This is a genomic window from Nocardia sp. NPDC003963, assembly GCF_053605105.1.
Genome location: NZ_JBSGIP010000030.1, coordinates 25,957 through 40,114, shown reverse-complemented (window position 1 = coordinate 40,114; position 14,158 = coordinate 25,957). Strand labels below are relative to the sequence as shown.

Genomic DNA, 14,158 nt, shown 5'->3' with positions numbered 1-14,158 from the left:
ATCAGGACATCCCGGGGAGGTATCGGACGAAGAGATCGATGAGTTTGATCCCGAGGAACGGCGCGATGATCCCGCCCAGACCGTAGACCGACAGGTTGCGGCTCAGCAGACTCGACGCGCTGCTCGGGGTGTACTGCACTCCGCGTAGCGCCAGCGGGATGAGCGCGACGATGACCAGGGCGTTGAAGATCACCGCCGACAGGATCGCGGACTGCGGACTGGCCAGTCGCATGATGTTCAGCAGGTCCAGCCCCGGGAACAGGCCGACGAACAGCGCCGGGATGATCGCGAAGTATTTGGCGATATCGTTGGCGATCGAGAAGGTGGTCAGCGCCCCGCGGGTGATGAGCAGCTGTTTACCGATCTCGACGATTTCGATCAGCTTGGTCGGATCGGAATCCAGATCCACCATGTTCCCGGCCTCTTTGGCCGCCGAGGTACCGGTGTTCATCGCCACCCCGACATCGGCCTGGGCCAGTGCCGGAGCGTCGTTGGTACCGTCGCCGGTCATCGCGACCAGGCGGCCGCCCTCCTGTTCCCGCCGGATCAGCGCGAGTTTGTCCTCCGGGGTGGCCTCGGCGAGGAAATCGTCGACCCCGGCCTCGTCGGCGATCGCCCGCGCGGTGAGCGGATTGTCACCGGTGATCATGACGGTGCGGATACCCATGCGGCGCATTTCCGCGAACCGCTCGCGCATCCCCTGTTTCACCACATCCTTGAGGTGGATGACGCCGAGTACCCGGGCGTCGCCGTCCCGGATCTCGCCGACCGCCAGCGGGGTACCGCCCGCCGCCGAGATCCCGTCGACGACGGAGCCGAGTTCGGTCGGCACCGTACCGCCCTGGCTGCGGATCCATTCGGCGACCGAATTGGCCGCACCCTTGCGCAACTGGTGCCCGTCCACATCCACGCCCGACATCCGGGTGGCCGCGGTGAACGGCACCCACTGCGCGTGGGTCAGTTCGCCAGGTGTGCGTTCCCGCAGCCCGTGTACCTGTTTTGCGTATACGACGATGGAACGTCCCTCGGGGGTCTCGTCGGCCAGACTCGACAACTGCGCCGCGTCGGCCAGTCGCGCGTCGTCCACCCCGGTGAGCGGAAGGAAGGCCGCGGCCTGCCGGTTACCCAGCGTGATGGTGCCGGTCTTGTCGAGCAGCAGGGTGTTCACATCCCCGGACGCCTCCACCGCGCGACCCGACATGGCCAGCACATTGCGCTGCACCAGCCGGTCCATACCCGCGATACCGATCGCCGACAGCAGGGCGCCGATCGTGGTCGGGATCAGGCACACCAGCAGCGAGACCAGCACGATCCCGGTGACACCGTGGGTGCCCAGTGCCAGACCGTCGGGTATGCCGGGGTTGTTCGCCTTGGAGAAGATCGCCAGCGGCTGCAGGGTCACCACCGCCACCACGAAGATGATGGTCAGCGCCGCGAGCAGGATGTTCAGCGCGATCTCGTTGGGTGTCTTCTGCCGGGCCGCGCCCTCCACCAGCGCGATCATCTTGTCGATGAAGCTCTGCCCCGGCTCCTGGGTGATCCGGACGACGATCCGGTCGGACAGCACCGTGGTACCACCGGTCACCGCGGACCGGTCGCCCCCGGATTCCCGGATCACCGGCGCGGATTCACCGGTGATGGCCGATTCGTCCACCGAGGCGATGCCCTCGACCACATCGCCGTCGCCGGGGATCACCTGTCCCGCCTCCACCACGACGTGATCGCCGCGGCGCAGATCGGGTGCCGGAACCGCCTCCTCGACACCGGTCGTGCCCGGCGACCAGTCGGGCAACCGCCGGGCGACGGTATCGGCCTTGGCCTTGCGCAGGGTGTCGGCCTGTGCCTTACCGCGGCCTTCGGCGACCGCTTCGGCCAGATTGGCGAACACCACGGTCAGCCACAGCCACATCACGATCGCCCAGGCGAAGAAGCTCGGCTCCGCGATCGCGAGCACCGTGGACCAGACGGCGCCGATCTCGACGATGAACATCACCGGATTGCGCCACAGGGTCCGGGGGTCGAGTTTGCGCAATGCCTGGGGGAGCGAGATCAGCAGCATCCGGGGATCGAGCAGACCTCCGCGGACGCGCTTGTCACCTCCGGCGGATTCACCCGGTGCGCCGGCGGATTCCAGAACGGGAGCGGACATCAGTGGATTCCTTCGGCGAGCGGCCCGAGCGCCAGCGCGGGCAGGAAGGTGAGAGCGACCAGGATCAGGGTGACGCCGACGACCAGGCCGACGAACTGTGGTCGATGAGTGGGCAGCGTTCCCTCGGACGCGGGCGTGGTGCCCTGCCGGGCGAAGGAACCGGCCAGGGCCAGGACCAGGATCAGCGGCAGGAAACGACCCAGGAGCATGGCCAGCCCGAGCGCGGTGTTGAACCATTCGGTATTGCCGGTGAGACCGCCGAACGCCGAACCGTTGTTGTTGGCGGCCGAGGTGAAGGCGTAGAGCACCTCGGAGAGACCGTGCGGCCCGGAGTTCAGCATGGAGGCGCGTTGTCCGGGCATGGCCATGGCGAGGGCGGTACCGGTCAGCACGATCACCGGTGTGACGAGGAAATAACCGGCGGCGAGCTTGATCTCGCGCGGGGTGATCTTCTTACCGAGGTATTCCGGGGTGCGCCCGACCATGAGCCCGGCCACGAACACCGTGATCACCGCCAGCACGAGCAGGCCGTACAGCCCCGACCCCACACCGCCCGGCGCGACTTCGCCCAGCTGCATATTGAACATGAGCATCATGCCGCCGAGGCTGGTGTAGGAATCGTGCGCCGAATCGACGGCGCCGGTGGAGGTGAGCGTGGTGGCCGCCGCGAAGGTCGCCGAATTCGCCACGCCGAAGCGCTGTTCCACCCCTTCCGACGCCGCGCCGACCGCGGCCGGCACGGTGCCGTGGTGCTGGAGCTGGAAGAGGTTGACCAGCCCGATGCTGATCAAGGCCAGTACGCCCATGACGGCGGTGACGGCGTAGCCCTGCTTCGGACTGCCGACCATGCGTCCGAAGGTGCGGGGCAGCGAGAACGCGATCACCATCAGCAGGAAGATCTCCAGCCAGTTGGTCCACGCGGCCGGGTTCTCGAACGGATGGGCGGCATTGGCGTTGAAGAAACCGCCACCGTTGGTGCCCAGGTTCTTGATGGCCTCCTGACTGGCGACCGGGCCGCCGGGCAGGGTCTGTTCGGCTCCACCGAGCGTCGTGACCACCTGATCGTGCAGGTGCAGGTTCTGGATCACCCCGCCCGCGATGAGCGCGATCGCCGAGACCACGGCGAGCGGCAGCAGGATGCGCAGAGTGCCGCGCACCAGGTCGACCCAGAAATTGCCGAGCGTACCGGTGCGCGACCGTACGAAGCCCCGGACGAAGGCCATCGCGACGGCCATACCGACCGCGGCCGAGACGAAATTCTGCACCGACAGTCCGGCGGCCTGGGCCAGATGCCCGAGCGTGGATTCACCGGCATAGTTCTGCCAGTTGGTGTTGGTGACGAAACTGACGGCGGTGTTCCAGGCCAGCCCGGCCGTCATCGGTGTACCGGGATCGGCCGGGACCAACGGCAGCCTGTCCTGTACGAGCAGCAGCAGGTACAGGAAGACGACACCGATGGCCGAGAACGCCAGTGCGCTGCGGGCGTAACCGCCCCAGGTCTGTTCCCGATCGGGGTCGGCGCCGATCAGACGGTAGATACCGCGTTCGATACGAGCATGGCCGGTGCGGGTGTAGACGCGGTACATGTAGTCCCCGAGCGGAACGTGTACCAGCGCCAGCGCGATCACCAGGGCAGCGAGGAACAGGACCCCCGCGGTGGTGGTACTCACTCAGAACCTCTCGGGAAACAGCAGGGCGGCCACCAGGAACACGGTCACCGATATGGCCAGGACGAGTCCCACGGCATTGACGACGTTCACAATCGCTCCACCATCCGCTGTACAAATCCGAGCACACCGAATACCGCGACCGTGACCAGGAGATAGGCCAGGATCGACACTCTCGCCTCCGTTTCCGCACACATGGGGCAGCACCGCGCAGCCGGTCGGCCGCTGCTGCCGAACCGGATCGAAATTACGAGCAGCGCGCCCGGTCACCGGGGACGTTGACGGGTCCTTTACGGGCCGGTTCCCCGCATTGACGCCTTCCTTGCGAACAGCACCCGGCCGATGTGACGCCTGTCGCGGCCGATCGGTCGTGCCGGGAATCCCCGTGCTGCCGACCGCGTACCCGGCCGGCCCGTCCGGGACGAGCGGTGGATCCCACCGTCGCCGGGGGCCGGGGCGGTGGCTCCGGAAAGTTTATGCGGACGGGTCCGTCCGAACCGGCGCGCGACACGGGGCCGGGAGGGCACGCTGTAGCGAGCACGCATCGCGTACGGCATGGTCACCTGACCGGATCGGCTTCGGCCCGCACAACGGAGGACTGTCGATGCACCCGTTCGCCTATCACCCGATCGAGCTCGTCCAGGCCGTGATCCTGGCCGTGCGCTGTGTCCTGCACGTGTATTCGTCCGGGACCCCCTGCGTCCCGATCTGACCCGGCTCCGCGCCCACGCGGGCCGATCATCGCGTGGGCGTATCCGGCCGCCCGGAAAGGAGGGCGGCCGGATACGCCCGGATGGGGTCAGTAGCAGTCGGTCGGTTCACCGACCTTCACTACCGAGAGCACCGCGTCACCCTCTCCGATGAGCGCTCCGGCCATCGGGGTCTGCCCCACCACGACCCAGTTGCGATCCACCACCTGTCTGCGGCCCTGGCCGGTGGCATCCTCACTGCGCGAGTAGAACACGCCCGCGGTCTGGATCAGATCCTGTGCCGCCTGCAGATTCATACAGACGACCGCGGGCATCGGTACCCGGGTCGTGGCGCGCGCGGCGGTCTCGGTCGCGACCGGCTGCGGCACCGGGGTGGGTTGCGCCAGTTCGACGCTGGTGATCTGGACCGGCACCGGAGCGGGGACCGGGGTGCGCGACTGTGCCTCGGACTGCGGTAGGCCGCAACCGCCGAGTACCGCGGTGGACAGCACGATCGCGCATATGCCGGCTCTCTTCATGAGAATCCCTTCGACTCGTTGTTATGTGCTGTAGATCACTTCGAGATCGTTCTGCTATCAGCACTCGTTACGCGGAGTCGAAGGCCCGGGAGCACCCCCGGGGAACAGCAGAGGAGCCGGACCGCTCGGTGGCGGATCCGGCTCCCCTGCGTGCACAGCTCGTTTCGGACGTCAGCCCGCCACGGCGGCGAAGCCGGCACGCAGATCGGCGAGGATATCGTCGATACCCTCGATACCCACCGCCAGGCGCACCAGGCCCGGGGTGACCCCGGAGCTCAGCTGCTCGTCCGGTGTCAGCTGGGAATGCGTGGTGGAGGCGGGGTGGATGACCAGTGAACGCACATCACCGATATTGGCGACATGGCTGTGCAGGGTCAGCGCGTCCACGAACTTCTTGCCCGCGTCGACGCCGCCGGCCAGTTCGAAACCGACCACCGCGCCGGTGCCCTTGGGTGCCAGCTGCTTACCCCGCTCGTACCAGGGCGAGGACGGCAGGCCCGCGTACGACACGGAGGTGACCCCGGGCTGTTCGGTGAGGAACTCCGCGACGGCCTGGGCGTTCTGCACATGCCGCTCCACCCGCAGGCTCAGCGTCTCCAGGCCCTGGCTGATCAGGAAGGCGTTGAAGGGCGCGATCGCGGTACCGAGGTCGCGCAGCAGCTGCACCCGTGCCTTGAGCGCGTAGGCCGGGGCGCCGAGGTCGGCGAATACAGCACCGTGGTAGCTGGGGTCGGGTTCGGTGAAGCCGGGGAAGCGGGGGCCGTCCGCGCCGCGGACGGTCCAGTCGAAGGTGCCGCCGTCGACGATCACACCGGCGATGGCCGCACCGTGGCCGCCGAGGTACTTCGTGGCCGAGTGGACGACGATATCGGCGCCGTGCGCCAGCGGCTGGATCAGGTACGGGGTCGCGACCGTGTTGTCCACGATCAGCGGCACACCCGCGGTATGCGCGACCTCGGCGATCCCCGCGATATCGAAGATATGGTTCTGCGGATTGGACACTGTCTCGCCGTAGAAGGCCTTGGTGTTCGGCCGGACCGCCGCACGCCACTCGTCGAGGTTGTCGGGATCGTCGACGAAGGAGACCTCGATACCCAGCTTGGGCAGGGTGTAGTGGAAGAGGTTGTAGGTGCCGCCGTAGAGCCGGGGGCTGGAGACGATGTGGTCACCGGCGCCGGCGATGTTCAGGATGGCCAGCGTCTCCGCCGCCTGTCCCGAGGAGAGCAGCAGCGCCGCCACCCCGCCTTCGAGTGCCGCGATCCGCTGTTCCACCGCGTCCTGGGTCGGGTTCATGATCCGGGTGTAGATATTGCCCGGCTCCGCCAGCCCGAACAGTGCCGCCGCGTGCGCGGTATCGCGGAAGGTGTAGGAGGTGGTCTGGTAGATCGGGAGGGCCCGGGCGTTGGTGCTCGCGTCGGGATCCTGGCCGACGTGGATCTGCTTGGTCTCGAAGCTCCAACCGGCGGACGGGTCGGCCGGCGGGGTGGGTTCGGTCATCTCGGAACTCTCCTCTGGGTGGGGGCGGGACGATCGCGCCGGACACAGCGAATTTGCCTCGGGCTGCACGCTTTTCCGGCCTGCCGCGGCCGGATGCGCCGCTGCGGCTCGTTCACGCTAGGGGTGGCTGTGCGGAAACGGCCACGGTTTTGTTCGCGCGGATTCCAATCATGCCGTGGTGCCCGGACCCGTGCGGCCCTTTCCCGCTGATTCCCGGTGCGGCTTCAGCCCGCCGCGAGGCCGCGCGGTGCGTACATGATGATCGCGACCCCGGTCAGGCAGAACAGCGCGCCGGTGGTATCCCAGCGGTCGGGCCGGTATCCGTCGAGCACCATCCCCCACAGTAGTGAACCGCCGACGAACACCCCGCCGTACGCGGCGAGGATCCGGCCGAAGTTCGCATCGGGTTGCAGGGTGGCGACGAATCCGTACAGCCCCAGCGCGACGACCCCCGCCCCGACCCAGATCCAGCCGCGATGTTCGCGTACGCCCTGCCACACCAGCCAGGCGCCGCCGATCTCGGCGAAGGCGGCGAGGGCGAACAGCAGGATCGACCGGATAACGCTCATGATCGCCGAGCCTACGAGATGCCGGTCGCGCGACCGGCGTGGACGGCCCGCTCGCTACGGCGGCCGCATCTCGCCGAAAGGTAAGACAGAATCAGTTATGTGTCTTATGGTCGATACATGGTGGCAGATACGTATCAAGATCGGGCACGCTTCGACCTACGCTCCGGCGAGACATGGCGCGAGCCGTGGCCGATGTATTCCGCATTGCGAGATCGCGATCCGGTGCACCGGGTCGTTCCCGCCGACCACCCGGAGAACGACTACTGGGTGCTCACCCGGCACGAACACGTGTACGCCGCCGCCCGGGACACCGGTACGTTCTCCTCGGGGCAGGGGCTGACGGTGGAGTACGGCGAACTCGAACAGATCGGGCTCACCGGGAATCCACCGATGGTGATGCAGGATCCGCCCGAGCACACCGATTTCCGCAAACTGGTCGCCCGCGGATTCACCCCGCGTCAGGTCGCCGAGGTGGAACCGGTGGTGCGCCAATACGTCCGGGAACGGCTGGACCGGCTGGCCGCGCACGGCGGTGGCGATATCGTGACCGACCTGTTCAAACCCCTGCCGACGATGGTGGTCGCCCACTATCTCGGGGTCCCGGAGGAAGACCGCTCCCGCTTCGACGGCTGGACCGACGCGGTGGTGGCGGCCAGTACCCAGCGCACGGCCGACGCCCAGGCCGCGTCGATGGAGATGCTGGGTTATTTCGCCGAACTCATCGCGCGGCGCCGCACCGACCCGGGCGACGATACGGTATCGCTGCTGGTCCAGGCCGGAATCGGCGCCGACGATACCGATATCGACGGTCTTGTGCAGATCCTCGCCTACACCTGGACCATGGTCGCCGGCGGTAACGACACCACGACGGGCCTGCTGGGCGGCGCGGTGCAGCTGCTGCAGCAGTATCCCGAGCAGCGCGCGGCGCTGGCCGCCGATCCCGCGGACATCCGGGTCGCGATCGAGGAGTTCGCCCGGCTCACCTCGCCCGTACAGGGCCTGGCCCGCACCAGCACGCATCCGGTGGAGCTGGACGGTGTGACGATTCCCGAGGGCCGTAAAGTGCTGCTCGTGTACGGTTCGGCGAATCGCGACGAACGGGTCTTCGGCGCCGATGCCGCCGAGCTCGATATCGCACGGAACCCGCAGCGCATCATGACCTTCGGGCACGGTCCGCATCACTGCCTGGGCGCGGCGGCGGCCCGGATGCAGGCGCGGGTGGCGCTGGAGGAACTGTTGGATCGCTTCCCGGACTACCGCGTCGATATCGACGCCGTCCGTTACGCGCCCGGCCCGTATGTCCGGCGGCCGATCAGTGTCCCGTTCCGGTGCGCGCCGTGATCGCCGGGCGCGGCCGTCCGGCTGCCGCCGGGGCCCGCCGATGACCGGTGACTGGCTGGCCGGTGGCCGGGTCGAACTGGCCGGCGAACGGATCCTCGACGCGGTCCGCGCCCTGGTCATCGACAAGGGTGCCGGGACGGTCGGCATGGCCGAGGTCGCCGAGGCGGCGGGATGTTCCCGGGCCACGCTGTACCGCTATTTTCCGAACCGGCAGGCGCTGTACGTGGCCTTCGCCGGCCGGGAGGCCACCCAGCTCCTCGCGCGGGTCTGGCGCGACCGGCCGCTGGACGGCCCGGACCGCACCGGACTCCTGCTCGACGGAATGACCGCGACCCTGACCGAAGCCCGCAAGACTCCGCATCTGGCCGTGTGGTTCGAACCGGCCAACGTGGGAATCGTGGCGCGGCTGTCGGATTCGTCGGAGGTGATCGACGAACTGGTCGCGGTATTCGTGGCGCGGTTGCGTCCCGATCTGCCCGTCGCGGCCGCGGACCGGCTGGGCCGGTGGGCGGTCCGGGTGATGATCTCGCTGCTGACGCTGCCACCGGCGACCGAGGACGAGGAACGCGCCCTGCTGCGCGATTTCCTGCTGCCGTTCCTCCTGGATTCCGGTTCGGCGGTGGGGCCGGGCTGAGCCGGCCCGGCCCGGTGCATACCCGGGGCGCGACGAGGCCGCTGCACGACGTCGGTACGCCTGCGCCTCGACCTCGGCCGGCACCCTGGTCTGTGAGCACACGACCGGCGGATCGACCCGGGTTGATCGCGTGATTCACCACGCCGCGCCCGTGCCGCCGGCCGGTACGACGAACAACCCGACTAGGACACCTGGCAGCCCGGAGCCGGCGGGGCACCGGCGAAGCGGTCGGCGAGGAAGTTCATACCGCCGATGGCCTCACCCGCGGCGGCTCCCATATGGCCCGGGAACAGCGAGTGGGTCGCGGTGAGGGTCGCGCCCTGCGCGCAGTAGGTATCGACGAGGGCGGTGTAGCCGGCGACGGGGATCTTCTCGTCGGAGACACTGTGGTACAGGTACAACGGCGTGTCGGGGGTGGTGCCGCCGAGCTCGTTGGGCGCGGCCGCGCTGCGGAATGCGGGCTGTGCCGGCAGGTTCGGGACCGTGGTGAAGTTTTCCATGTGGGGGTCCGGGAACTTCTGCGCCAGATCCGCACCGCAGGAGGAGGTGTCCGCGGCGCGCAACGCATTGCGTCCCTGCTCGTTCAGCAGGTCGGCCAGCCGGGAGTCGGGTTCGTTGCGGGCCAGCCCGAGCAGGATCAGCATCGCTCCCGCTTCGCCGTCGGCGCGTTCGGCCATGATCGGGATATCGGTGGGGACTCCGCCGGCGCTGGTACCGACGAACCGCACATCCGGTGCGTATTCCTGACGCAGCTGTGTGGCCCACAGCGTGGCGAAGGCTCCGGCCGAGTAGCCGAAGGCGCCGATCGGGCTCGCGGCGTCGATCCCGGCCGCGGCGAAGGATCGTGCGGCGCGAATTCCGTCCAGTACTCCCCGCCCGGAGGTCACCCCGTCGAAGAGCCGCGATTGCGGGCCTTCGTAATCGCTGACCACGACGGCCCAGCCACGCATGAGCGCGTCGGCGATGAACGGCACATCCTGCGCGACGGCCGCGATATCGGTGTTGCGTCCGCCGCGCAGCGTGAACGACGGCGCGCATCTGGTGTCGAGACTGTTCTCGGGTACCTGATAGGACAACACCGGTCGCGGCCCGTTCGAGGGCACCGGTGGGACCAGCACCGTAGTCATGTTCAGTTGCGGATTGTTATCGGAATCGGTTGTGCGATAACGCAATTGCCATGCCTGCACCGGTATCGGCAGGCCGAGTGGCGTGATCGTCCGGGCCCCGAGCATCGCGCCGTTCGGATGTGCGGCGAGATCGCCGGGCGCGGCGTAGAAGGGGTCCTCGGCCGGTGGCGGCACCGTGGCCCGCGCGATGGGCATGGACATTATTGCCGGTAGGGCGATCGCGGCGAGGGCGACGAGCGCGAGCCACAGTCGGCCGATCCGCCGGGATATCGCCGGGGGCCGGCGGGTGCCGTCGGCCGGCGGGCCGGATACGTCGGTGGCCGAATACCTCGTTCGGCACGAACTTCTCGAATTTCTCGCCAATATCAGCCCGGATTCCATCACATCTCCCGCATTCGGATTTCCGACGCGCAAGCACTCCGGGCCCGCATCGACCGGCTTTACCATTCCTGGGTCAAGATCACGATAGCGTAACGACTCGCCACACGATAACATAACGATTGCAGTTCGCTCTGGCCGATCGAAAGCTCATCGAAGGAGAGGTGCCGGCCGCGATGATGAAAAATGCTCACCGCCGCTACCGCACGAGTCGTCCCTGGATCCGATGGCTCGTGCCGGCGGTCATATCGGCAGCCGTCTTCGCCACCCTGCCCTTGGCGTCGGCGAGCGCCGAGCCGGTCGACGGCATCCCGGGTGGGCTGGAGCGGTTCTATCACCAGCAGCTGGATTGGCAGCCGTGTGACGACGCGGCGCTCGACGAGGCCGGGGCCCAGTGCGCGGGCGTTGCCGTCCCGCTCGACTACAGCAGGCCGGACGCACGCACGCTGACCGTGGCGATCTCGCGTATCCCGGCCACCGACCCGGACCGGCGCCGCGGCATCATGCTGTCCAACCCCGGCGGTCCCGGCGGCCCGGGCCTGAGCATGATGGCCGAGCTCCAGGAGCGGCTCACCCCGGATGTCCGCGCTCGATACGACCTGATCGGCATGGACCCGCGCGGTATCGGCCGATCGGACCCGGTGAACTGCGCGCTGCCGCTGCCCACCATGTTGTTCTCGGCCGGTTTCGACGGCTTCGGTTTCGCGCGCGACACCACCCTGGCCGCCGCGCTGGCGGCGTCCTGTGTGGCACCCGACCCCGAGAAGGCCCGCCAGATCACCACCCGCAATACCGCCCGGGACATGGATATCGTCCGCAGCGCGTTCGGTGAGCGCGCACTCAGCTATTACGGCGGTTCCTACGGCACCTACCTGGGCGCGGTGTACGCGCAGATGTTCCCCGGGCGCAGTGACCGGATGGTGTTGGACAGTGCCATCGCCCCGGACCGTTACTGGATCGGCACCTACCAGGACATGGGCGCGGTCAACGAGGCCGCGCTCGACGACTGGGCGATCTGGGCGGCCGGCCGCGACGCCGACTACCACTTCGGTGACAGCGGACCGCAGGTCCGCGCCTTCGTCGAGGATATGATCCGGCGGGCCGCCGCCCGTCCGGTGCTCGGCAACGGCTACCTCATCGACGAACACACCGTGCCGATGATGCTGCTGGCGCTGCTGTCGAGCCCGCAGAAGAACGCCGACCTCGCCGCCGTCGTGCGGATCGTGGCCGACGCGGTGTCCGGGCTGCCGATCGATATGGAGCAGTTGAAAACGAAGATCAGTGGCCCCGTGGCGCTGAACGCCTCGGGTATGGCCGCTGTCCTGTGCGGTGACAAGGCCGCACCGCGCGATCCGGCCTGGTACTACCGCAATATCGAAAGTGTGCGGGCGACCCAACCGGTGTTCGGCGCGTTCGCCAACAACATCACCGCCTGCGCGTTCTGGCCGGAGCCCGTCGAGCCGGCCACCACGGTGCACAACTCGGCACCGGCCCTCATCCTGCAGGCGACCGGCGACACCCGCACTCCCTACCAGCAGGGCGTTGCCCTGCACCAGGACCTGACGTCGTCACGAATGGTCACCTTGGCGGATACCCGCCTGCACGGTGTCCTCCGCGCCGGTATGAGCGGCTGCGTGAGCGATATCGTCAACACCTACTTCCGGGACGGCACCCTCCCCGATACCGACACCACCTGCCGCCCCGACTCGAACCCGGCGCAATCCGGATAGGGTGTCCCGGCGGTCGCTCGCACCGGGTTCGGGCATCGTCCCCGGCCGGCGCCGCTAGGCCAGTTCGGCGAGGCTGCGGGACCAGCGACCCAGCTGTGCGGTATCGCCGGGTACCTGTTCCGGGGCCTGCCTGGTCGCGGCGAGCACCTCGTGGCCCAGCCGGCGGATGCGCTGGTGCCGGGTCCAATGCGCACCTGCCCATTCGGGTTCGTTGTGGGCGGCATCGATCGCACCGAGGGTGGAACCCATCAGTTCGAACTCCAGTTCCCGTCGCAGCACCCGCACCTCGGGTAGCGCTTCGCGCAGTGGATCCGAGGGCGGGCCGCCGGGGCGGCCCGGTGGAGTGGTGTGCCGCGGATCCGGCGGCTCGCGCCGAGGGGCCGGCGGGGAATCGTGCTGCACCCGGCCCGGCGGAATTCGACGCAGGAGGTGTCCGAGGACCTCGAGGACCCGCTGATCGTTGCGCAGCAGCACCCGCCGATGGGCACGGCGGTCGACCGCCCACAGCGCGGTCAATCCGATCACCACACCGATAACGCTCTCGAGCAGCCGGTCGCGCAGCACCGGGAACATATCGCCGTACTGTCCGCCGCCACCGATCAGCAGCGCCAGCGGCGTGATGAAGACGACCGCGAGACCGTAGTTGCGGGCGACGAACATCTCGATCGCGAACTGCAGCGTCATCAGGATCAGCACCAGCGCCCAGCTCCGTGGCTCCAGCGCGTACAGCGCCGCGAACAGCACCAGCCCCAGCGCGGTGCCGCCGATCCGGTGTACCCCGCGGTACGTGCCGCGCACCCGGTCCGGACCCTGATGCAGCAGGACGGTGACGGTGAGGACCGCCCAGTCCGGCCGGCCGAGATCCAGTGCCACCGTCGAACACCCGGCGAGGACCGCGGCGAGGCCGATCCGATTCGCCGAGACCGCCGCATGACTGTCCGGTGACAGCGACCGCAGGATCCGATAGCGCACCGACGGTCGGGGTGTCGGCGCGGGACGGCCGGTATCGAACAGCAGATCGGATTCGTCGTTACCGGATCCGTTGCGGTGCAGCGCCTCGGCGAAGAGCCGCTGGGCGTCGGTCAGCGTGGCGGCGAGCCGGCCGTCTCCGGCCCGCCGGGCGTCGTCGAGCAGCGCCCACGCCGTCTGTACCTTCATCGCGGTCGCGTAGCGTGCGTCCACCCGGTCCCCGGCCAGGGTGTCGAGTGCGGCGTAGTCGCGCACCGCGCCGACCGCGGCGTCCACTGCGCGCTCTTCCGGTGCGTGCGCTCCGGTCAGCGCCCCCGACATCCCCACCAGTAGCGCGCTGACCCCGCCGAGCGCAGTCCACAGCGCCACCTGGCCGGGTGGCACGCCGTGCCCCACGATCAGCGCGCCGACACCGGCGGCCAGCACGAAGAAGAACCCACCCGGGGGACCCATGCGCAGCGCCGAGTTCACGAATGTCCCGGTCACCGCGACCGCCGACATCAAGAGCACGATCAGCAACTGCCACCAGTGCGAGCCGCCCGCGCCGAGCCGCTGCTGGATAAGTTCCCCGGCGAGCCCGCCGGCCAACGCCGAAATCGTCAGCGATACCGCGGCGGCGCCGATGACGCGCCAGCGGCGGCGGTAGACCTGACCTTCCCCGAAGATCACCGCCAGCGCACCGGTGGCCGCCATCAGGCCCTGCTGTTCGTGGCCGAGGGATACCGCGATCAGGGCCGGCGCACCGAACGCCAGGGCCGCGCGCGCCGCGCCGGGTAGTCGCCGCCCGGCCGGTGGCAGACCGAACAGCACCGATCGAGCCGGAGCGGGTGAGGGAAGCTTCGGACCGTCCGGCGCTACCATTCACCATC

12 protein-coding genes are annotated in these 14,158 nt (G+C 68.7%); 3 read left to right on the top strand and 9 right to left on the bottom strand.

The window, feature by feature from the left end:
* Nucleotide 1: 1 nt before the first annotated feature.
* The 7 genes from kdpB to ACWEWT_RS29100 form a co-directional block, all read right to left on the bottom strand.
* Nucleotides 2-2,149, bottom strand: coding sequence for a potassium-transporting ATPase subunit KdpB (gene kdpB, locus ACWEWT_RS29130; protein WP_452563717.1), 2,148 nt, complete (start codon nt 2,147-2,149; stop codon nt 2-4).
* Nucleotides 2,149-3,819, bottom strand: a complete 1,671-nt coding sequence (gene kdpA / locus ACWEWT_RS29125; protein WP_452563715.1) for a potassium-transporting ATPase subunit KdpA — start codon at nt 3,817-3,819, stop codon at nt 2,149-2,151. Before kdpA ends, kdpB begins: the two co-directional genes overlap by 1 nt.
* On the bottom strand, nt 3,820-3,909 hold the full coding sequence (locus ACWEWT_RS29120; RefSeq protein ID WP_452563714.1) for a potassium-transporting ATPase subunit F: 90 nt from the start codon (nt 3,907-3,909) through the stop codon (nt 3,820-3,822).
* The gene (locus ACWEWT_RS29115; protein ID WP_452563712.1) at nt 3,906-4,013 is read right to left on the bottom strand and encodes a potassium-transporting ATPase; all 108 of its coding nucleotides are present in this window, start codon (nt 4,011-4,013) and stop codon (nt 3,906-3,908) included. Before ACWEWT_RS29115 ends, ACWEWT_RS29120 begins: the two co-directional genes overlap by 4 nt.
* 602 nt (nt 4,014-4,615) lie before the next feature.
* The gene (locus ACWEWT_RS29110; protein WP_452563710.1) at nt 4,616-5,044 is read right to left on the bottom strand and encodes a hypothetical protein; all 429 of its coding nucleotides are present in this window, start codon (nt 5,042-5,044) and stop codon (nt 4,616-4,618) included.
* A 171-nt stretch (nt 5,045-5,215) separates the two neighbouring features.
* On the bottom strand, nt 5,216-6,541 hold the full coding sequence (locus ACWEWT_RS29105) for a bifunctional o-acetylhomoserine/o-acetylserine sulfhydrylase (protein WP_452563708.1): 1,326 nt from the start codon (nt 6,539-6,541) through the stop codon (nt 5,216-5,218).
* 224 nt (nt 6,542-6,765) lie between these two features.
* A complete protein-coding gene (locus ACWEWT_RS29100; protein WP_452563706.1) occupies nt 6,766-7,110 on the bottom strand; it encodes a YnfA family protein in 345 nt (114 codons plus the stop codon).
* A gap of 117 nt (nt 7,111-7,227) precedes the next feature.
* Between ACWEWT_RS29100 and ACWEWT_RS29095 the strand changes: the two genes are divergently transcribed.
* Complete coding sequence (locus ACWEWT_RS29095) at nt 7,228-8,451, top strand: cytochrome P450 (protein ID WP_452563704.1); 1,224 nt, start codon at nt 7,228-7,230, stop codon at nt 8,449-8,451.
* Between the two features lie 40 nt (nt 8,452-8,491).
* The gene (locus ACWEWT_RS29090) at nt 8,492-9,085 is read left to right on the top strand and encodes a TetR/AcrR family transcriptional regulator (RefSeq protein ID WP_452563702.1); all 594 of its coding nucleotides are present in this window, start codon (nt 8,492-8,494) and stop codon (nt 9,083-9,085) included.
* Nucleotides 9,086-9,267: 182 nt separating this feature from the next.
* Here ACWEWT_RS29090 and ACWEWT_RS29085 read toward each other — a convergent pair whose 3' ends face one another.
* Entirely contained in the window at nt 9,268-10,407 is a 1,140-nt protein-coding gene (locus ACWEWT_RS29085) for a lipase family protein (protein ID WP_452563700.1), read from the bottom strand.
* A gap of 359 nt (nt 10,408-10,766) precedes the next feature.
* Here ACWEWT_RS29085 and ACWEWT_RS29080 point away from each other — a divergent pair, with 359 nt between their 5' ends.
* Nucleotides 10,767-12,320: an alpha/beta hydrolase gene (locus ACWEWT_RS29080; RefSeq protein WP_452563698.1), complete on the top strand. Its 1,554-nt coding sequence runs from the start codon at nt 10,767-10,769 to the stop codon at nt 12,318-12,320.
* Nucleotides 12,321-12,374: 54 nt separating this feature from the next.
* Here the strand turns inward: ACWEWT_RS29080 and ACWEWT_RS29075 are convergent, their stop codons facing one another.
* A complete protein-coding gene (locus ACWEWT_RS29075) occupies nt 12,375-14,150 on the bottom strand; it encodes an FUSC family protein (RefSeq protein ID WP_452563696.1) in 1,776 nt (591 codons plus the stop codon).
* Between the last annotated feature and the right edge of the window lie 8 nt (nt 14,151-14,158).